The organism is Brevibacillus fluminis (assembly GCF_052072235.1).
In the GTDB taxonomy this organism is placed as follows: Bacteria; Bacillota; Bacilli; order Brevibacillales; family Brevibacillaceae; genus Brevibacillus_D; species Brevibacillus_D fluminis_A.
In genome coordinates this window covers 5,658,895-5,679,254 of sequence record NZ_CM125436.1, presented here as the reverse complement: position 1 = coordinate 5,679,254, position 20,360 = coordinate 5,658,895, and the positions used below count along the sequence as shown (strand labels likewise).

General features: G+C 51.2%; 17 protein-coding genes. 16 read left to right on the top strand and 1 reads right to left on the bottom strand.

Annotated features, from left to right (window positions below):
- Window positions 1–2 precede the first annotated feature (2 nt).
- From ACTID9_RS27695 to ACTID9_RS27675, 5 genes are all read left to right on the top strand, one after another.
- Window positions 3–2,861 carry a lipase/acyltransferase domain-containing protein gene (locus ACTID9_RS27695; protein WP_441068710.1) on the top strand — a complete coding sequence of 953 codons (2,859 nt, stop codon included), beginning with the start codon at window positions 3–5 and terminating at the stop codon, window positions 2,859–2,861.
- 22 nt (window positions 2,862–2,883) lie between these two features.
- The gene (locus tag ACTID9_RS27690) at window positions 2,884–3,159 is read left to right on the top strand and encodes a hypothetical protein (protein ID WP_441068708.1); all 276 of its coding nucleotides are present in this window, start codon (window positions 2,884–2,886) and stop codon (window positions 3,157–3,159) included.
- A gap of 78 nt (window positions 3,160–3,237) precedes the next feature.
- Complete coding sequence (locus ACTID9_RS27685; protein ID WP_441068706.1) at window positions 3,238–3,540, top strand: hypothetical protein; 303 nt, start codon at window positions 3,238–3,240, stop codon at window positions 3,538–3,540.
- 179 nt (window positions 3,541–3,719) lie between these two features.
- Complete coding sequence (locus tag ACTID9_RS27680) at window positions 3,720–4,220, top strand: YwhD family protein (RefSeq protein ID WP_441072754.1); 501 nt, start codon at window positions 3,720–3,722, stop codon at window positions 4,218–4,220.
- 338 nt (window positions 4,221–4,558) lie between these two features.
- Complete coding sequence (locus ACTID9_RS27675) at window positions 4,559–4,840, top strand: hypothetical protein (protein WP_441072753.1); 282 nt, start codon at window positions 4,559–4,561, stop codon at window positions 4,838–4,840.
- Window positions 4,841–4,974: 134 nt separating this feature from the next.
- On the opposite strand, the gene ACTID9_RS27670 is transcribed toward ACTID9_RS27675, so the two are convergent.
- Window positions 4,975–7,023 carry a transglycosylase domain-containing protein gene (locus ACTID9_RS27670; RefSeq protein ID WP_441068704.1) on the bottom strand — a complete coding sequence of 683 codons (2,049 nt, stop codon included), beginning with the start codon at window positions 7,021–7,023 and terminating at the stop codon, window positions 4,975–4,977.
- Window positions 7,024–7,346: 323 nt separating this feature from the next.
- Between ACTID9_RS27670 and speE the strand changes: the two genes are divergently transcribed.
- From speE to ACTID9_RS27615, 11 genes are all read left to right on the top strand, one after another.
- The gene (gene speE, locus ACTID9_RS27665) at window positions 7,347–8,180 is read left to right on the top strand and encodes a polyamine aminopropyltransferase (protein ID WP_122920622.1); all 834 of its coding nucleotides are present in this window, start codon (window positions 7,347–7,349) and stop codon (window positions 8,178–8,180) included.
- Window positions 8,181–8,194: 14 nt separating this feature from the next.
- Window positions 8,195–9,064: an agmatinase gene (gene speB, locus ACTID9_RS27660; RefSeq protein ID WP_441068702.1), complete on the top strand. Its 870-nt coding sequence runs from the start codon at window positions 8,195–8,197 to the stop codon at window positions 9,062–9,064.
- Between the two features lie 205 nt (window positions 9,065–9,269).
- Window positions 9,270–10,412, top strand: coding sequence for a M20 peptidase aminoacylase family protein (locus tag ACTID9_RS27655; protein WP_441072751.1), 1,143 nt, complete (start codon window positions 9,270–9,272; stop codon window positions 10,410–10,412).
- Between the two features lie 160 nt (window positions 10,413–10,572).
- Window positions 10,573–11,826 (top strand): MFS transporter, encoded by a 1,254-nt coding sequence (locus tag ACTID9_RS27650; RefSeq protein ID WP_441068700.1) that lies wholly within the window; start codon window positions 10,573–10,575, stop codon window positions 11,824–11,826.
- A gap of 70 nt (window positions 11,827–11,896) precedes the next feature.
- Window positions 11,897–12,322 carry a DUF1934 domain-containing protein gene (locus ACTID9_RS27645; RefSeq protein WP_441068698.1) on the top strand — a complete coding sequence of 142 codons (426 nt, stop codon included), beginning with the start codon at window positions 11,897–11,899 and terminating at the stop codon, window positions 12,320–12,322.
- Between the two features lie 47 nt (window positions 12,323–12,369).
- Window positions 12,370–12,768: a hypothetical protein gene (locus ACTID9_RS27640; protein WP_441068697.1), complete on the top strand. Its 399-nt coding sequence runs from the start codon at window positions 12,370–12,372 to the stop codon at window positions 12,766–12,768.
- Between the two features lie 60 nt (window positions 12,769–12,828).
- Window positions 12,829–14,265: a sigma-54 interaction domain-containing protein gene (locus ACTID9_RS27635; protein WP_441068695.1), complete on the top strand. Its 1,437-nt coding sequence runs from the start codon at window positions 12,829–12,831 to the stop codon at window positions 14,263–14,265.
- Between the two features lie 184 nt (window positions 14,266–14,449).
- The gene (gene ablA / locus ACTID9_RS27630; protein WP_441068693.1) at window positions 14,450–15,790 is read left to right on the top strand and encodes a lysine 2,3-aminomutase; all 1,341 of its coding nucleotides are present in this window, start codon (window positions 14,450–14,452) and stop codon (window positions 15,788–15,790) included.
- Window positions 15,791–16,053: 263 nt separating this feature from the next.
- Window positions 16,054–18,138: a heterodisulfide reductase-related iron-sulfur binding cluster gene (locus ACTID9_RS27625; RefSeq protein WP_441068691.1), complete on the top strand. Its 2,085-nt coding sequence runs from the start codon at window positions 16,054–16,056 to the stop codon at window positions 18,136–18,138.
- 165 nt (window positions 18,139–18,303) lie between these two features.
- The gene (locus ACTID9_RS27620; protein ID WP_441068689.1) at window positions 18,304–19,488 is read left to right on the top strand and encodes an acetyl-CoA C-acetyltransferase; all 1,185 of its coding nucleotides are present in this window, start codon (window positions 18,304–18,306) and stop codon (window positions 19,486–19,488) included.
- Window positions 19,489–19,492: 4 nt separating this feature from the next.
- On the top strand, window positions 19,493–20,344 hold the full coding sequence (locus tag ACTID9_RS27615; RefSeq protein ID WP_441068688.1) for a 3-hydroxybutyryl-CoA dehydrogenase: 852 nt from the start codon (window positions 19,493–19,495) through the stop codon (window positions 20,342–20,344).
- Window positions 20,345–20,360 lie beyond the last annotated feature (16 nt).

The following is a 20,360-nucleotide window of genomic DNA, read 5'->3' as shown; positions in this document are numbered from 1 at the left end:
TCATGGCGAAACTGTTGAAATCGATGATATGGATGCTTACTCTCGTGCTCGTCGCCATCCAACCTGTCGCAGCTGCAGCTTTTGCGAAAGCGTTACAAGAAGAAGAGCTGTTTATCAAAGAGAAGGCAGCTTGGATGGAGAATGGGCAGCTTCATGTCCAGGTCGAGCTTGACCGCGAATACCCACGCATCGCGCTTGCAGTCTCAACGGGTGAGGAGACAGAGGAGATCAGTTTTGAGGATACCGACCGCATAGCTGTTTTGGTCGATACGCAAGAGCGTTTCGGTCAGCTCCTCTTTTCAATAAAAGCTTATGAGAAGCAGGAGATGGTCGCCAGTTCGTTACTCCGAATCGCAGACCATGAATTATCGTCAGTAGGAAATTCCTCAGTCCTTCAAGTCGAACAAGCGAATTGGAGTGATCAGGCTGAGCCGGCCGAACCACTTGAACTGGAGTTGCTCACGAGTGCAGCTGCGATACCACAAGCCACGATTAAAAAGCAGGCTGAGCGGTACGAGAAAGACTGGAAAAAAAGTAAGCAGAAAAACGAGCGTATGCCAGGGAAGGCATCCAATCAGGACCGTTATGAAATTGAATCGAACGACACCATGAGCAAAGCGGATTGGATTACGGCGAACCACAATGGTTATGGGAGGATCGGCAAAGCGGGAGACATAGACTATTGGAAGGTAAAGCTCCCTGAGAGCGGGAAGTTCACCGTTTGGCTTGGCGAGATGCCTGCCAACCAAAACTACAATGTCTATGTTTACGATTCCGGTGGGAATGAAATGAAGCGCTCGGAAAACAAGGCAAGCATGGATGAGTGGATTGATGGGCTTTCAGGAGAGAAAAACCAGTTCTTTTATCTTTTGATAAAAGGTGAGGACGACTCTTTTGACAAGTACGTCTATTATCGATTGAAAATCGACTTTGCAGCAGAAGGCGTTGAAAACAAACCGGATGAGCATGAACCAAACGACGATGCAAAACAGGCAACATTGATTCAATCTGACCAAACCGTGCCTGCCACCATCCATACGTTAAAGGATGTTGATTACTATAAACTATCGTTGAACATGCCTTCCACGATTTATCTCGAATTAAGCGATATTTCCGAGGAAATGGATTTGGATTTGTTTTTACTTGATTCGACAAAAAAACAGGTAGGTCGGTCGGAAAATCCCAAAAATAAAAACGAAGCCATCTCATACAGCGGAAATCCCGGTGATTACTACATAAAGGTGGCTGCCTCGCAAAAGTCAAAACCTTCAAGCAAGCCATACAAGCTGTCTGTAGGTGCCAAAACCATCCCCGTTATTCTGATCCCCGGAATCGGTGGCTCACAGTTGGCGGTGGATAACGGGAAGGTGACGTGGATTAACGAAGTGGACGTTGCGAGCAACCAGATCATTGAGCACAACCTCGCCTTGACTCCTGTCTCACCCGGAAGCAATAAGGTTATATCCAAAAATGGCGTAACCATCACCCCTGTTACGGGGGAGTACGGGCTGGCTGGAATCGAGAATCTCACGGTCATGTCGAAGATGGGCATGCAATATCATGATCTGATAAATGATCTGCAGGATGCAGGCTATGAAAAAGGAAAAACGCTCTTTGGTTTCCCGTATGACTGGCGGCTTGATATCCGAGAGCAGCAACCCCTTTTCCAAAGCAAAATCAAGGAAGCCCTGGCTGCATCAGGCGCCGAAAAGGTTCAATTGGTCGCCCACAGCATGGGGGGAATTTTGGTTAAGGACTATCTGTTGGCTGATTCAAAGCGTGCGGCACAAATTCACAATGTCATAACGATTGGTACACCTTACCTTGGCGCTGCTGCTGCTTCCAAAGCTTTGCTTCAAGGATACAACTTCGGAATTCTGCTCCTCATGCCGCTCACAGGATTTAAAATTGCCGAAAATGCACCTGCGGTATATCAATTGGCCCCTGGAGATGAATATGAAAGGCAAATGCTCGCCCAATTCAACCGCACTGTCTACGGGTATATCGATCGGTTTCAAAAATTCAACCCATTGCCTCTTTCCGAATTGAAAAAAGAGTATCCCAACAAACCGCTAACGGCTTTGGCGCAGAGCCGTAGAGCGGTATGGGACAAAAAATATCCCAATGTGAAGCAAGCACATATTGTCGGTGACTCGCAAAATACGATTATCGGAGTAACCCGATGGGGGGAGCTGCCAATCAATCAAAATCCAAGTCTCTATATCGAGTACATTTTTGGCCTCGGTGATGGTACAGTTCCGCTTTTCAGCGCCAATAATCCGGGAAGTGCGAAAGCGAACATTTACTATACAAAAACAGATGGGCACATGGAATTGCTGAAAGAAACGCCTGTCCGGAAACAGGTGATGAGTCTTTTGCAAGGAAATGAAGAAACGGTCGCAGGAATCCAAAAAACGCCGCACAATGTAAAGCAACAGTCGCTAACTGCGTATTCATTCACAGGCGATAAGAGCGATTTCCGCGACTTGCAGCTTCAGATTCGAAATAAGGAAAATGATCAGATAGAACTGGTTCGGTTTACTGCAGAAGGTGATTTGGACCGCGAGCAGTCTACGAAAAATTATCTGCTTGAAGATGCGGTGGGTAGTGGAGACCGTTATAACCTCCAAATTATCGTCGAGACAAAAGCTGAGCTTGAAATCATCGTGGATGACGGCAGAACGAACGGGTTGTCTATTTCTTCCTATGACAGTAAAGATGGCCGAACCGCCAATCAATTGCTTCTGAAACAGGCAGGAATGAAGGCACCACAAAAGATAACGATTGAACATAATCGAAGCCAGCGAAATGTAAAGGCGGACGGAAAGGCACTGAAAGTAATGCCGCTTCAATTCAACTGAAGGGTAAAGGGAGAGGGGAGCAATGACGAAAAGATTGGGTATTTTGGTTATGAATTTAGCCCTTTTGTTTAATGGATTCATTCTTTGGGCGGTCACATCTATCACGATCACGGGAAAGTCGTCTATTGATCCATTGCCGGTTTTTGCTGCCTTCTTTTTCTATGCGATCACGGCGATCGGCGCGAATTACCTGTTATTTCGAATGGCGGGAGCAAAAGCAAGAAAGGACGCCTTCACATTCTCGCTATTTATGGTTGGGGGTGTGGCGTTCATCATGGTCATTACCCACCTCATGTAGATTGTAAGAAACGAACAGAATGAAAACTGCTGCTGCGAGCCACCTTTGTTTCTCGATGCAGCAAATGTGGGGGGAAGTATGAATCGGTCATCAAAACGCATCGCACTGACCGTTGTCGGGTATCTGTTTCTTTCCTTGGTTGGGTATTGGTTTATCGGCGTGTATCAGATCATCCCATTGCAGTTCGGATTTGAGACAAGAGAAGATGTGATCGCGACGTTGGTGACCCATATTCTCTACGCCGACTATGCGTTTTCCTGTTACTTTCTCGGTTGGTTTCTCCTCTGCAGAAAGGACAGCAGGCTGAAGGGATTCGTCTACACGCTGGCGACAATCGTGGTGGTGAGCATGTACATCGTTGCAACAAAGGTATCCGCGTAAACAGGCTGACACCCCGAGGGCGACAGCCTTAATCCACCCACCCCCAACTGCTATCGCCTTCAAACCTGTCTGTTCTACCTAAAAATTGCACATCCTCTGTTCTTCACGGTACAATAGAAGTAATGAAAGATCCGGTACAATACGGGATACCGATAAGGATAGAGGGGTGTGTGAAAAAAGTGGATCTGTTCGATAACAAAAAGAACTCAGGCTTTACGATCCTCAGCGGAAAAACGGATGTCCACGGTGGATTCGGGCAGGGAGTGCTGGATTTGAATGCCGTGTCGTCGGTAATCATTGACGGCGAGGAAGCTTATATCGACATGGGGGCGCTGCATGCAAAAAGCGTCGTAGAAAAAGGAATCAAATGGACAACGAATAAAGAAGAAGTGCCAAACGGCAAGCCGTACTGGCTTATTTGGGTGACAGTTGACCGCAATGAAGCAGGGCCGTATTACGCAGGCGCGACTGCTTGTTACATGGAAATCGATCGGGAAGCACGCCGCGGCTACAAAATTCTCGCCGACCATGTCAATCGCATGGATTACTCGATGAAGCGCCGCATCATGCTGAGCGAACTCGATGAGACCAGCAAGAAAGCGCTGAAGAAACTTTTGATCGATAATAATGAGACGATGTGGCAAAATTCTTCTGACGAATTGAAGGAAGCTCTCGCTTAACAAAAAGTCAAGAATCAAGCCGATTCGTACAATAAAATTGAACGGTATGTGAACAAACGGTGAAATCAATTGTACGAGGCTTCCAACTCAGGTAAACTTATGTTTACAACTGCATACATGTTATACTAGGTCAGCAAACAGGGAAAGAAACCGTCATCTTTCCCTGTTTGTCTTTATTATGGCTGAAAAAGTAAGCGCTTTATATTTGGGTTGAAAGCGGTTTCTGCTGGAAAAAGACTTTCCCGTAATGAGTAAGCGGAGATTACGGCACACTACTTCTGTATGAGCGAATGATGCCTATAAAAAAGGAGTGTCATGCCTTGGAAACGTATAACCAAATTCCGGATCAGGAGCAGTCTACCCAGTCGGCAGGAAACGCTGCAAACGATAACTTTGCGAGACATGGCGGCGTCCATTTCCGCAATAATGCGTCTGCGCAAGAAATCAACAACTACGTACGGAAGCTGCCGGCTGGAAAGCGGGAAAGCCTGTTTGAGGTTCTCGAGCAGTTGGATCAGGCCGGCCTGATTACAGTTCTTAACGACCATGTCTTCATGGATGGCAACGGTGTAGTCGGCGGAGACACGGGGAGCGAAAAAGGCCAAAGCGGACAAGCGTGAAACAACATAGCTGCGAGACGCGCGTCATCGCGGTTCAAGCCAAGCCATATTACCGCAAAAAAACAAAACCGTCAGCTCGATCTGCTGACGGTTTTCACAATCAATGGCGTTGTTCAATGCTTATCCATCAATGACTAGGGGTTCCATAAACCTCTGACGCGCTGCCATACCGATGTTCCTTCCGGGGGTGTGATCGGCTTCGGCTTTTCGTTCGGGTTGGGCAAATGGTCTGTGCAATACTCTTGCGGTTCTGATCCGAGCGCAAAGTATACCAGCTTTGGTGTCGGGCAATGCTCGGTAGCCAGTTTGCCTGTTTCCATGTCCACGTAAACCGAAGTGACCCCGGCGGGTATATCGAAAAGGGCAGGCGGCTGCTCTTTTAAGGCGCTCTCCATGTAATCCGCCCAGATCGGAGCGGCTACGCGCGCATCCTTGATCGGATCGATTTTTTTCCCTTCATCGTACCCGACCCAGACCGTTGTGACCAGCTGCGGCGAAAAGCCGACAAGCCAGGAATCATAATCCGTTGAACCGGTTTTCCCGGCAACCGGACGGTTTAACATGTTGGCGACACGATAAGCAGTGCCTTGCGGTTCGAATACACTCTGCATCATGTGCGTCAAAATAAAGGTGGAAGCGGGATCGACGACCGGGGTCTTGGCCGCAGTCTCTTCGACCAGCACCGTTCCTTGGTTGTCTTCAATTTTCGTGATGGCCGTCAACGGAATCTTTTCGCCGTTATTCGCCAGCACGGTATAGGCAGCTGTCATCTCAAATGGTGAGACGGGCGATGTGCCCAAAGCTAGTGAAGGAACAGCTTGCAATGGGCTTGTAATTCCCAACAGGCGCGCCTCGTCGACGACTTTTTGCGGGGTGATCTGCTCAATGGTTTTCACTGCATAAATATTGTCTGACGTTGCGATTGCTTGCTGCATGGGAATGAAAGCATTGGCATAGTGATCGCCAAAATTGCTCGGAATGTATTCTTTGCCGTTGTCGTACTTGAATACGGTCGGCTCGCTTTTCATCAAGGTCAGCGGTGTGAACCCGTTTTGCAAAGCGGCCAAATACAAAATCGGTTTGAACGAAGAGCCGGGCTGGCGCAGGCTGAACACCCTGTCATACTGGCTTTTTGCATAGTCCCGCCCGCCGACATACGCCTTGATTTTACCGGTAGAAGGTTCTACGGAAAGCAAGGCTGCTTGCAGGTCGGCATTTTCTTTCGGCAAATGCTTGGCGAACGATTCCTCCGCTTTTTTCTGCATGTTGTAATCAAGGGTCGTGTAAATTTTCAAGCCGCCATGTAAAAATTGATCTTCATCAATCCCGTATTTGCTTTTCACCAACTCGGCGATGTAGTCGCGGAAATAAGGTGCACTCAGGACCTGGCGTTGGGCGCTTTTGTCGCGGAACACCAGATTCTCATGGTAAGCGGCTTCCGCCTGTTCGGCGGTGATGACGCCATCTGCCTGCATGGCTTGCAGGATCAGCTTTTGCCGAGATTTGACCTTGTCCATATGTTTGTATGGATTATAAATCGACGGACCTTTTGGGAAGCCCGCCATCGCAGCGCTTTCTGCCAGCGTCAGCTTGTCGGCATCTTTGCCAAAATACGTTTGGGCAGCGGCTTGCGCTCCGTATGCCGATTCTCCGTAATAAATCTGGTTCATGTACATCTCAAGAATTTCTTCCTTGCTGTAGTTCAGTTCCAGCTGTACCGCGAGGATCGCTTCCTTGATTTTCCGTTCCCACGTTTTATCCATGGTCAAATACAGATTGCGGGCAAGCTGCTGCGTGATCGTGCTCGCTCCCTGCACTTTGTCCATGCTGGTAACGTTGATGTAGACGACTTTTGCCAGACGTTTAAGGTCGAAGCCGTAATGTTCGTAAAAGCCTTTGTCCTCGATGGCGATCGTGGCTTGCACCAGGGATGGGGCGATTTTGGACAAAGGCACGACCACCCGGTTTTCTCCTTGGTGAAGCGTATCGAGCACTTCGCCACCTTGGGCGTAAATGGTTGTCGTTTGGTTGATTGTGGCCGCAGGTAGCGGTTGTGAGCGAAGATAGAGAATAAACAGCAATAAGACAAAAGAGGCGCACAAAACCAGAAAAATCCCCAGCTTGATCAGCCGTTTCACTCGGCGGAGCATGCGGAGCAACGAGGACTCGCGAATAACCTCCATAGGTCGTTTTCCCCCTCTCGATGTGGATGGGATCATTTTTTTGTTATGCGTGAGCAACACGCATAACGGACATACTAAGCCGAAAACCTTTTACATAGCAGTATGGGTAAAACTAGCAATTGTTATACTTGTCCGATCACTTCTGACAGGCTTGGGAGACGCATGGCTCCGCCGTTTCTGCAAGCAGAAAATTTACTTGCAATTTGGATGGTAGCCACTATAATTCAATTTGATGTGAAGAAACCCAAAAACCCTAAAGTTCCGGGCAAAACCATCAAAGAATGTTTGGTTTTTATCTAAAGGAGGTTTGGTGTTGTATGAAAATGGAATTGTGGTATACCGAAAAACAAACAGAGGACTTTGGCATTACGGCCAAGATCAGCGAGACCCTATATAGTGAGCAAACTGAATTTCAGCAACTTGATATTATTCAAACAAACCAGTTCGGACGCATGCTGGTGCTCGACGGCTGTGTTATGACGACCGATCTGGATGAGTTCGTGTACCATGAAATGATCACGCACGTAGCGCTCAACACCCATCCAAACCCGAAAAAAGTTTTGGTCGTAGGAGGCGGCGACGGCGGAGCGATTCGTGAGATCGTGAAGCATGCTTCTGTCGAAAAAGCCGTTTTGGCTGAAATCGACGGCGGCGTTATCGAGCACAGCAAAACCTACTTCCCGCAAATCGCTTGCGAACTGACTGGCAATCCGCGCGTTGATGTGCAAGTCATTGACGGCATCAAGCATATCCACGATCACAAAGGCGAATACGACGTGATCATGGTTGACTCCACAGACCCGGTTGGACCGGCAGTCGGCTTGTTTGAAAAAGGTTTCTATCAAGGCATTTACGACGCGCTGAAACCTGATGGCATCCTGGTTGCGCAAACCGAATCTCCTTGGTTCCACAAAGAACTGATCAGCCGCGTGTTCAAAGATCTGAAATCGATCTTTCCAATCACCCGTCTGTACACTGTGAGCATTCCAACTTACCCATCCGGTCTGTGGAGCTTCACCATCGCTTCCAAAAAGCATGATCCATTGGAAGTGGATGCAAGCAAAATCAAAGACCTCGATACGAAATACTACTCGGCTGACATCCATCACTCCGTCTTCAAGCTGCCGAAATTCGTAGCTGATCTGACTCGCGAATAGGAGGAAACCATTCCATGCGCTTTGATGAAGCATACTCTGGCAACGTATTTATTCGCAGTCATGCCAACTATGAAGAAAGCCAAGCGGTAATCTACGGCATGCCGATGGACTGGACCGTCAGCTTTCGTCCGGGCTCCCGTTTCGGCCCTGCCCGCATTCGCGAGGTATCGATCGGTCTGGAAGAATACAGCCCGTATTTGGATCGTCTGCTGGAAGAAGTGAAATATTTTGATGCTGGCGACATTCCATTGCCATTCGGTAACGTGGAAGGCAGCATCGATGCGATCCGTTCGTTTGTAAGCCAAGTGCTGGCTGACGGCAAAATGCCGATCGGCTTGGGCGGGGAGCATCTGGTCACATGGCCGGTCATTCAGGCTGTGTATGAAAAATACAAAGACCTGGTGATCTTCCACTTTGATGCGCATACCGACCTGCGCGACAGCTATGAGGGGTATCCGTACTCGCACTCCACGCCGATCAAGAAAGCGTGCGACCTGATCGGCGGCAAAAACGTCTATTCCTTCGGTATCCGCAGCGGGATGAAGGAAGAATTCGAGTGGGCAAAGGAAAACATGCACCTCTACAAATACGATGTGCTGGAGCCGGTGAAGCAAGTGCTGCCGACAATCGGCAACCGTCCGATCTACTTGACGATCGACATCGATGTGCTTGATCCATCCGCCGCGCCTGGCACGGGAACGACGGAAGCGGGCGGGATCACGTCCCGCGAACTTCTGGACACCATCCATTTCATGGCGCAAAACGGCGCCAATGTGATTGGCTGCGATCTGGTGGAAGTCGCTCCGGTTTATGACAACAGTGAAATGACACAGATCGTTGCATCCAAAATGGTGCGCGAACTGATTCTCGGATTCGTCAAATAATAGCCGTTTTCGCAAAGAACAGCGGTGTGCTTTATAAGAAAATGCTCGGGGAAAAATCCTCGGGCATTTTTTGGGCGATCGTCTTGATCGTCGCGGTGACAATCGGCGTTTCCTAACAAAAATGGCTTTGCAGATAACGGGCTGCGTCAAATTTTTTGGCGTAGCCTTCGCTTTATCGACTGACAAACCGATGGAGGTATGAATGATGCGCACAACGATCGAGCAATTGAAGCCGGCTATTTTTTCCCTCTATGAGCATTTGCATCAACATCCGGAAGTGAGCTGGAAAGAGGAGAAGACGACCGCTTTCATCGCAGACTTGCTGGAGAAGCATCAGTGTCGTGTCACAACTTTTGACGATGTGACCGGCGTGGTAGCCGAATGGGGCGATTTGACACCGGGGAAGCTGACGGTCGGGGTACGCGCAGATATGGATGCCCTCTGGCAAGAGGTGGACGGCGTTTTTCAGGCCAACCATTCGTGCGGACACGATGCCCACATGACAATGGCGCTGGGTGTCCTGATGGTCTTGCAGGCGGAGGGTGTCAAACTGCCGGGACGACTCAAGCTCATCTTCCAGCCGGCAGAGGAAAGCGGGAGCGGGGCTCTAGCGATGGTGAAGAAGCAAGTGGTGGATGACATTGATTTCTTGTACGGGGTCCATTTGCGTCCGGTGCAGGAAATTCCCTGCGGAACAGCCTCCTCTGCCATCATGCACGGTGCGGCGGGCACCATTTTCGGACAAATCAAGGGGGCCGATGCACACGGCGCGCGCCCGCATCTTGGCGTCAATGCCATCGAGGTGGCGGCCACGATCGTCGAGCAGCTCAAAGGCATTCACCTGAACCCGCTTGTACCGTACTCCGTCAAAATGACCCAGCTTTCTGCGGGCAGCAAAAGCAGCAACATCATTCCCGGCTCGGCGCAATTCCACCTGGATTTGCGCGCGCAGACGAATGAAATCATCGACGCCCTGGTTGCCAAAGTCGAGCACATTTTGCAACATGTGGGCCGTTTATACGAGACAGACTTGTCTTACGAAATCACCGAGCGCGTATACGCGGCAGAGGTGAATGAAGAAGCGCGGAAAATCATGGCGGAGGCCATCATCGAGACGTTGGGGGCGGAAAAGCTCGAACCGCCGATTCTGACACCTGGCGCGGAAGATTTCCACTATTACACCAAAGAGCGCCCCGGCCTGCGGGCGACGATGCTCGGGCTGGGCTGCGGCTTGTCGCCTGGGCTGCATCATCCGCACATGACATTTGAAAAAGAAGCGCTGCTCGATGGCATCGAGATTTTGACACGAACGGTACTCAGCACCTTTGAGCACCACGCAGCGAAGTGAACAAATTGCTAGAGATAGAGAGAGTCCTGCAAAAAGCAAAAAGGGCTCTCTTTTTTGACGATGTACGGAAACCCCTCGCTATTTTATAAACATTTTTATTTACAAAGTATAATTTTTCAACTATCATAATGGCAGGAACTTTTTGGATGGGGGAATTACCGTGAAAGAGGTATTCGGCAACCGCAATTTCCGCAAGCTGTTTTTTGCCAATCTGTTTTCCGGCTTCGGCCAGGGAATGAGCATGATCGGAATCTCCTGGTACTTGGTGGAGACGACGGGTTCGGCCCAGCTGTTAGGCTCTACGATGCTGATTTCGGCCGTGCTGATGTTTTTTGTCGGCCCGTATTTGGGGACGCTGATCGATCGGTTTTCACGGAAAAACATCTTGCTGATTGAAAACATCGTCGGCTTCACGGTGCTGATCATGCTTGGCGTCTGGGGATTTTTCGCTCCGTATGGCGAATGGATGCTGATTCTCATCTATATGATGACCGGTCTGATCTTTCAGGTGCATTATCCGGCCCAATCGGCTTTGGTTCAGGAAGGCTTCGCGGCGAAGCATTACAACGACATCAACAGTCTGCTCGAAATCGAATCCCAGACTGCCAGCGTTCTGGCGGGGGGATTTGCCGGAATCATCTTGAGTAAAATGGGCCTGCATTACGTCCTGCTTTTCAATGCGCTGACGTACTTGTTCGCTTACCTGCAATTGGCGCGGATGGCGTACACATTTACGCTTGCCAAACAGGCATCGTCCAACGCAGGCGTTTCCTGGTTTTCGCAATTTGCGCAAAGCTGGGCATTCATCCGGGAGCGAAAAGGCTTCCTGCTCTTCGGGATCACCGCGCAGCTTCCGTTCATCTCGGTCATGGCAGGCAACCTGCTGGCGCCGGTGTTCGTCAACCAGACGCTGAAAGCTGACGTGCTCGTCTACTCTTTGAGCGACATGACCTATGCGGTCGGTGCAGTAGCGGCGGGATTTTTGATCATGTCGATCGCGCGCAGGCTAGGTGATTATGCGGCGATGACAGGAATGGTATTTTTCTTTGCGCTCATTTATTTTCTGATTGTCGCCATTCCGAACGGCTGGGCGTACATCACCCTCTTTACGTTTGTCGGCTGGAGCAACGCTGCGACCCGGCTGATTCGACAATCGGTCTATATGCTGGCGGTGCCGAAGCATTTGATGGGGCGTGTGCTGAGCTTCATGAATTCGCTTGGCATGCTCATGCGGCTGCTCTTGATCGGGTTGTTCACGTGGATGCTGGATTTGACCGGAGCGGCGGCAGGATACCTCATTCTCGGCATTTTGCTGCTGGTTGCGGGTATTGGGATTATGGCTTCGATGCGGAAGGTATCCGGGCAGATTCCTGCCCATGCAGAGGACTTGTCGGCGATTGCTGAGCAAAGCTGAGCTTTTTTTCACCGGTTGATTTCGTTACAATCAAAGGAAGACCGAAAAAAGTGAGGCAGCTGAAGCAAAAATGAAAGAAAACGTAGCGATTCGACTTACCACAATCCACAAACTCGACGGGCAAAAAGAGAAATCGCAATACGAATATGCCGGCTTGGGCGTGAAAAAAGCAGGCGGCTGGTTTTTCTCCTATAAAGAGCAGCTGGATGAAGGCGTAGTCGTACAAACCGTCATTAAAATCAGCGAGAACGACGTAACCTTGCTGCGGCAGGGCGGTGTACAGATGAAGCAAGTTTTCAAAGCGGGCGGGCAGAGCCAAAGCGTCTATCAAAGCCCGTATACGAGCTTTGCGATGGAGACGGGAACGAAAAGCTTGCGGATCAAGCAAGAAAACGAGCGCCCCGCAAACGTCAGCATCCGGTACCGCTTGTGGATGAACGGGCAGGAGACCGGGGAATATGACCTTCAGCTGTCATTTGCGTGGTATGAAAAGTGAAAAGAAAAGGGAATAGGCAAAAAGAAATGAAGGAGGTGTCCCATTCGATGGTCATGTTTTATCTGATCAATGGCTTAGCATCCGGAATGATTTTGGCCGCTTTTCTCGCCTTGTGTGATTCCTTGTTTGCAACAACCGCGTTCCAGGTTTTGATCGATGTCAGCTATGTGCCTCCATTGGCCGGGCTGCCGTCGATTGTGGAGCTGATCATTCATCTGATGATTTCCATTGTTGTTGCAGTCGCACTTCTGGTCTTTTATCCACGCAAAGCGGAACGTTCGCCGATTCGCTATTTGGCGATCTGGCTGGGCGTGTTTTTATTGCTGTATGTTCCGTTCAGCCTGTTGAGCGAGCAGCCGTTGACGATAGCGGGATTTCTCGTATGGGGAGTGGGACACCTTCTCTACGTCGTTTATCTGGCGTACCAAAAGTACAAACACCAATAGCGCCGGAAATTCGGCATATGTGACAAAATGTTGGCAGCGTGGAAGAGGAGGAATGACAGCATGCCGATGTCGGAAACAGTGGAGATGCTCCAAGCGATTTTGGGGACGATCGATGAAGGGATTCATGTCGTAGATGCGAGCGGCATCACGATTTTTTATAACCATGTGGCGGCCTCCCTGGATGGTCTTACACAGGAAGAGGTTCTCGGAAAGCCCCTGCTCGATGTATTTCCCTCACTGGATCAGCAAACGAGCACGCTCTTGCGCGTCATTGAAAACGGCCAACCGATCCTCAATCAGCCGCAAACCTACACAAACTGGCGCGGCGTGCGCGTGGAAACGATCAATACGACACTGCCAGTGCGAGTCGGGAAACGGCTTGTGGGCGCGGTTGAGGTGGCCAAAGACATACGCAAGCTGCGGGAGTTGTCCGAACGCCTCATCGATCTGCAGGCCCAGATTGCGAAGCCGAAGCGGACAAAACAGTCGGAAGCGGACGGCCTTATTTATCATTTCGAGGACATCATTACGGGCAGCGAGCCTATGCACAAGCTGATCGAGCGTGGAAAACGGGCGGCTCGCACCTCATCGCCCGTGCTGGTCTACGGTGAGACAGGGACGGGGAAAGAGCTGTTCGTTCAGTCGATTCACCAGGCATCTGGCCGCAGCGGACGCCCGTTTATCGCGCAAAACTGCGCGGCGCTCCCGGCTTCCCTTTTGGAAAGCATTTTGTTCGGTACAACCAAAGGGAGCTTTACGGGAGCGGACGACCGGCCGGGATTGTTTGAATTGGCGAATGGCGGCACGCTTTTTCTCGACGAGCTGAACAGCATGCCGCTGGAGCTGCAAGCCAAGCTGTTGCGCGTGCTCCAGGATGGGCATATCAGACGAATCGGCAGCGAACGCTCGGTTCAGGTGGATGTCCGGGTGATCGCAGCAGTGAACGAACCGCCGCTTGAGACAGTCAAAAAAGGCGCGATGCGGGCTGACTTGTTCTACCGGCTCAATGTCGTATCGCTGGAGCTGCCGCCATTGCGCGAGCGTCGGGAAGATATCGACCTGCTCGTCGGCCATTTTATCGAAAAATACAACCGGCGTTTCGGCATGCAGGTGCAAGGGATCGATACCGCAGTACAGAAACGGTTCCATTCGTATGGCTGGCCCGGCAACGTGCGGGAGCTGGAGCATGTGATTGAGGCGGCGATGAACATGGTCGACGGCCCAACCATAGCGGCTGAACACATTCCCGCCCATTTATGGGAGCGCACAAGTCTCGACTCGCATAAAGAAGGCATGGCGCAGATTGCATTGCCGCTGCCGCTGCAAGAAGATGGGGCGTGGAAGCTGCCGGAGGTACTGCGCAAAACCGAATCCGTACTGATCGAAAAAGCGATGAGCAGAACGGGGGGCAACATTTTGCAAGCGGCCAAACTATTGGGGATCCCCAGACAGACGCTCCAGTACAAATTGGCGAACTTGGGCGGGCTGCGTCATTGAAAGGTGTTGAAAGGTGCCGGAAATCCGGCACGATCCTTGTAAGCGAATACATGACCGATCGTGAAAAATCGCATTACATCAGTGTTTCGAATTTTTAGATTATGTTGGCATGGCTTTTGCATCTCTTTATCTGGCGTAGAGCGACAAAGAATAACATCGCTACGAACGAGGGGAGATGGCAAACATGGCAGTAAAAATGCGTGATTGGCGCGAAGTGGAATTGTGGAAGGATGTCACCGAAGAACAGTGGAATGACTGGATGTGGCAACTGACACACACCGTTAAAACTGTAGATGATTTGAAAAAAGTAGTAAATCTCACCCCTGAAGAAGAAGAGGGCGTCCGTATTTCCAACCAGACGATCCCATTAAATATTACACCATACTACGCGTTGCTGATGGATAAGGATGATCCAACTGATCCTGTTCGCATGCAGTCCGTACCGCTTTCGCAGGAAATGGTCCGCACCAAATACGACATGGAAGACCCGCTTCATGAAGACGAGGATTCTCCGGTTCCAGGCCTGACTCACCGTTATCCGGACCGCGTGCTCTTTTTGGTAACCAACCAGTGCTCGATGTACTGCCGCTATTGCACGCGCCGCCGTTTCTCCGGCCAAATCGGCATGGGCGTACCTAAGAAACAGCTGGATGCCTGTATCGATTACATCCGCAACACGCCTGAGATCCGCGACGTGCTGATTTCCGGCGGTGACGGACTTTTGATCAATGACCGCGTTCTGGAATACATCCTGAGCAACCTGCGCGCAATCCCGCACGTGGAAATCATCCGTATCGGTACCCGTGCACCTGTCGTATTCCCGCAGCGCATCACGGAAAACCTGTGCGAAATCTTGAAAAAATACCATCCGGTATGGCTCAATACGCACTTTAACCATCCAAAAGAAATCACGGAAGAATCCAAGCGCGCGTGCGAAATGCTGGCGAATGCCGGTGTGCCATTGGGCAACCAAGCGGTTATCTTGGCTGGCATCAACGATTGCGCGAACACCATGAAAAAACTGGTGCACGAGCTGGTCAAAATCCGCGTGCGTCCATACTATATCTATCAATGCGACCTGTCCGAAGGAATCGGCCACTTCCGCGCACCTGTAAGCAAAGGGATCGAAATCATCGAAGCGCTTCGCGGCCATACGTCCGGCTATGCAGTGCCAACCTTCGTGGTGGATGCACCGCACGGCGGCGGTAAAATCCCGGTCATGCCAAACTACATCATCTCGCAATCGTCCGAGAAAACCGTTCTCCGCAACTTCGAGGGTGTCATCACCTCGTACCCGGAACCGAAGCACTACCATGCGCATGATGAAGAGAACTGCGAATATTGCCAAGCAGCAAAAGGCACTCATGTCGGGATTCATGCGCTGATGCGCGATGAAGGCAACAACCTGGAGCCAACCGAATTGAAACGCAACAAGCGCATCAAGGCGACCAAGGTAAAATCGCTGGCAGATGTTCGTACGGAGCAAAAAGAAAAGAAAGAGCACAAAGAAGTTTCCAACACCTAAGCATGTAAATGGAGTTGGCCTACCGCCCTGTGATAGTTAGCAGGGCGGTTTTTCCTTTTGGGAGAAAAATGTGCCACACAGCCAATTTTTCGCAAGCAAATCTAAGCTATGACAAATCGGGGGCCATGTGGTATAGTAGTAAATGAGCGAGCGCTCAGTCTGATACGACCTTATACAAGGCACAATCATTTGAATGAATAGTCATTCATTTATTTTGAGTTTTTTGATAATATAGAGAAAAAAAGCAGGGGGAGTGGGAGGCCGTGGATTTTTTGCCTTTATTGAATCTGATTGCGTTCTTTCTGGTTTTGGCTTATGGGCTCTATCTATTTGCCCACGTCGTGTACAGTCGGTACCTGTTTATCAAGCTTGGCAAAAAAAGCAGCGTGAAGGACGACTTTTCCGCGAGGTTGAATCTGATTCTGGAAAACGTCGTGTTCCAGAAGAAGCTTCTGAAGGACAAAAAGAGCGGCGTCATGCACGTCGTGATGTTTTACGGCTTCATCATCCTGCAGTTCGGTGCACTGGAGCTGATCATCAAAGGGTTGGTTACGGGTTTTGAGCTTCCTTTTGGCAGCGCTCACAAGTATTTCAGCCTGATGCAGGAGATCACGACCTTCCTGATCTTGCTGGCAGTAGCTTTTGCTTACTACCGCCGCTATATCGAGAAGCTGAAGCGTTTGAAGCGCGGTCTGAAATCGGGGCTGGTGCTGATTTTCCTCTCCAGCTTGATGGCGTCTGTTTTGCTGTCTCTGGCATTTGAGCAAGTTTGGCTCGGCCATGCAGCTTCCGGCTTTGCACCGATTTCCTCGCTGATTGCCCTGGCGTTCGCCGGCATCGGCAAAACGGCAGCAGCCGCATTGTTTTACGTGTTCTGGTGGATGCACCTGATCGTTTTGCTCGCGTTCGCCGTATATGTTCCACAGTCCAAGCATGCACACGTTATTTTTGCAGCGTTCAATGTTTGGTTCAAAAAGCTCGACCCGCCCGGAAAGCTCTCCACGATCAACTTCGAGGATGAGACGCAGGAAGTGTTCGGTGTCGGAAAAATTGAGGATTTCACACAAGTGCAGCTGATCGACCTGTACGCCTGTGTGGAGTGCGGACGCTGCACGAGCATGTGTCCGGCATCGGGAACAGGCAAAATGCTCTCGCCGATGGATCTGATCGTCAAAATGCGCGACCATCTGACGGAAAAAGGGGCTGCAGTGACATCCCGCACGCCGTGGATGCCGAGCTTTGCTTTTCCTGATGCAGCAGCAAACAAGCTGGCTTTCCAGGCAACCGAGGCAGCCGCAACAGCGGAAGCGCCGGAAAAACAGGGCGCAGCCTATGAAGTCAATCTGATCGGGGATGTCATCACCGAGCAAGAGCTGTGGGCGTGCACGACCTGCCGCAATTGCGAGGACCAATGCCCGGTTATGAATGAGCATGTCGACAAAATCATCGATCTGCGCCGCTATCTTGTCATGACGGAAGGCAGCATGCCGCAGGAAGCGCAGCGCGCGCTGAACAATATCGAACGCCAGGGAAATCCGTGGGGGATTAACCGGAAAGACCGGATGAAATGGATCGAAGGGCTGCAAGGACAATATGAGGTCCCGACCGTGAAAGATACCGACGAGTTCGAGTACCTGTTCTGGGTCGGCTCGATGGGCTCGTTTGACAACCGCAGCATGAAAATCTCGCATGCGTTTATCAAGCTGATGCATGAGGCGGGCATCAAGTTCGCGATTCTCGGCAATGAGGAGAAAAACTCGGGCGACACGGCGCGCCGGATCGGGAATGAATTTTTGTTCCAGCAGCTCGCACAGGAAAACGTTGCCCTGTTTGAAGCATATGATGTGAAAAAGATCGTCACGTGCGATCCGCATGCATTCAATACGTTTAAAAACGAGTATCCGGAATTCGGACTGAAGGCAGAAGTGTACCACCACTCTGAATTGTTGGCACAGTGGGTCAAGGAAGGGCGCCTGAAGCCGACAAAAGAGGTGAAAGAGCGGATCACTTATCATGATTCGTGCTATCTCGGCCGCTACAACGAAATTTACGACAAGCCGCGCGAAATTCTCGAAGCGATCCCGGGTGTGGAAATTTTGGAGATGAAGCGCAGCGGCTGCGACAGCATGTGCTGCGGTGCAGGCGGCGGCTTGATGTGGATGGAAGAGCACGAGGGAACGCGCGTCAATGTGGCGCGAACCGAACAGGCTCTTGAAGTGAACCCGACAGCCATCGCCAGTGCCTGCCCATATTGCCTGACGATGATGAGCGATGGCGTCAAGATGAAGGAAGCCGAAGACCAGGTAAAAACAAAAGACATCGCGGAAATTTTGGTGGAGGCACTGTAAGCGGGATTCATAGCAAACAGGCGGGTGAGGGAAGCGAGCATTTCGCTTCCCCTGCTTTCGCAATTCAATTGAGCGAGCGATCGATCAGATGGTATAATATAGCATTGATTGCGGAATGTTCTTACTTTCAAACGGCAAGCTATCTGTGAGGGGAGTGGAAGCGAGATGAAAACGGTAATTGTCGGCGCGGCGCGTACACCGATCGGCAAATTGGGCGGTTCCTTGAAGGATATTCCTGCAGTCGACCTGGGGGCGATCGCGATCAAAGAAGCGCTGAATCGCGCTGGCGTGGCTGGTGATCAGGTGGAAGAAGTCATCATGGGGATGGTCGTTCAGGCAGGAGCAGGCCAAATTCCTTCCCGGCAAGCGGCTCGCAAAGCGGGATTGGCGTGGGACGTCGCCTCTGAAACGATCAACAAAGTATGCGCATCCGGAATGCGCGCTGTCACCATGGCGGACCAGATTATCCGTGCAGGCGATGCCCACATCATCGTGGCGGGCGGAATGGAAAGCATGAGCAATGCGCCGTATGCTCTGCCGCAAGCGCGTTACGGTCTGCGGATGGGAGACTCGGCCGTGACGGACCTGATGATGCACGATGGCTTGACGTGCCCGTTTGACTCGGTGCCGATGGCGGTTCACGGCAGCAATGTTGCCGCAGAGTACGGCATCACCCGCGAAGAGCAGGACCGCTGGGCGTACATAAGCCAGCAGCGTACAGCGCAGGCGATCGCGTCCGGCAAACTGGCGGAAGAGATCGTGCCGGTTCCGGTACCGCAGCGAAAAGGCGATCCGCTGCTGGTCAGCACGGATGAGGCGCCGCGTCCGGAAACGACGCCGGAAGGACTCGCCAAGCTTCCCCCAGTTTATAAAAAGGATGGAACGATAACAGCCGGCAACGCACCTGGCATCAACGACGGTGCGGCAGCGCTGGTGCTCATGTCGGACAGCAAAGCGTCCGAGCTTGGCGTAAAGCCGTTGGCTACGATCCTCGGCCACGCCCAGGCAGGGGCAGAGGCACCGTATATCGCAACGACGCCCGGTTTGGCGATTCAGAAGCTTTTGGCAAAAACCGGCGTGTCGCTTGCGCAGATCGATCTGTTCGAGGTGAACGAAGCGTTTGCCGCTGTCGTGCTGACGAGCGGGCAGATTGTCGGTTGGGATGAAAATAAAGTGAACGTGAACGGCGGTGCGATTGCGCTCGGTCATCCGATCGGGGCCAGCGGAGCCCGCATCGTGATGAGCTTGATTTATGAATTGCGACGCAGGGGCGGCGGACTCGGTATCGCAGCGATTTGCAGCGGGGCCGCACAGGGAGATGCGATTCTTTTACAGGTAGAGGGGGCGTAATCAAATGAACGTACAAACATTCATGGTAATCGGTGCCGGCCAGATGGGCAGCGGCATCGCACAAGTAGCCGCACAGGCAGGTCTCGATGTGATCTTGCACGATGTGAAACAGGAATTCGTGGAGCGCGGGCTCGCAACGATCACCAAAAACCTGACACGCAATGTGGAGAAGGGCAAATTGAGCGAAGAAGAAAAAGCCGCGACACTATCGCGCATCCGCTTGTCGACGGATTTGGCAAACGGCGCGGCGGCTGATTTCGTCGTCGAAGCCGTGACGGAAAATATGGCGGTCAAGACCGAGATTTTCAAAACGCTTGATGAAGTGTGCCCGCCGCATACCGTGCTGGCGAGCAACACGTCTTCCTTGCCGATTACCGAGATTGCAGCGGTCACCAAGCGACCGGAAAAAGTCATCGGCATGCATTTCATGAACCCGGTGCCTGTCATGAAGCTGGTCGAGGTTATTCGCGGCTTGCAAACGGCGGACGAGGTGTACCAGCTTGTCGAAGACCTTTCCCGAAAAATGGGCAAGGTACCGGTCACAGTTAATGATTTCCCCGGCTTCATCTCCAACCGGATCTTGATGCCGATGATCAATGAAGCGATCTATTGCGTGTACGAGGGTGTCGCAACGCCTGAGGCGATCGACGACATCATGAAGATGGGGATGAACCATCCGATGGGCCCGCTGACGTTGGCTGATTTCATCGGTTTGGACACATGCCTCTATATCATGGAAGTGCTGCATGAGGGATTGGGCGATTCGAAATACAGACCGTGCCCTCTGCTGCGAAAATATGTGAAAGCAGGCTGGTTAGGCCGCAAAACAGGCCGCGGCTTCTATTCATACGAATAGGCTTTTTACGCGAATC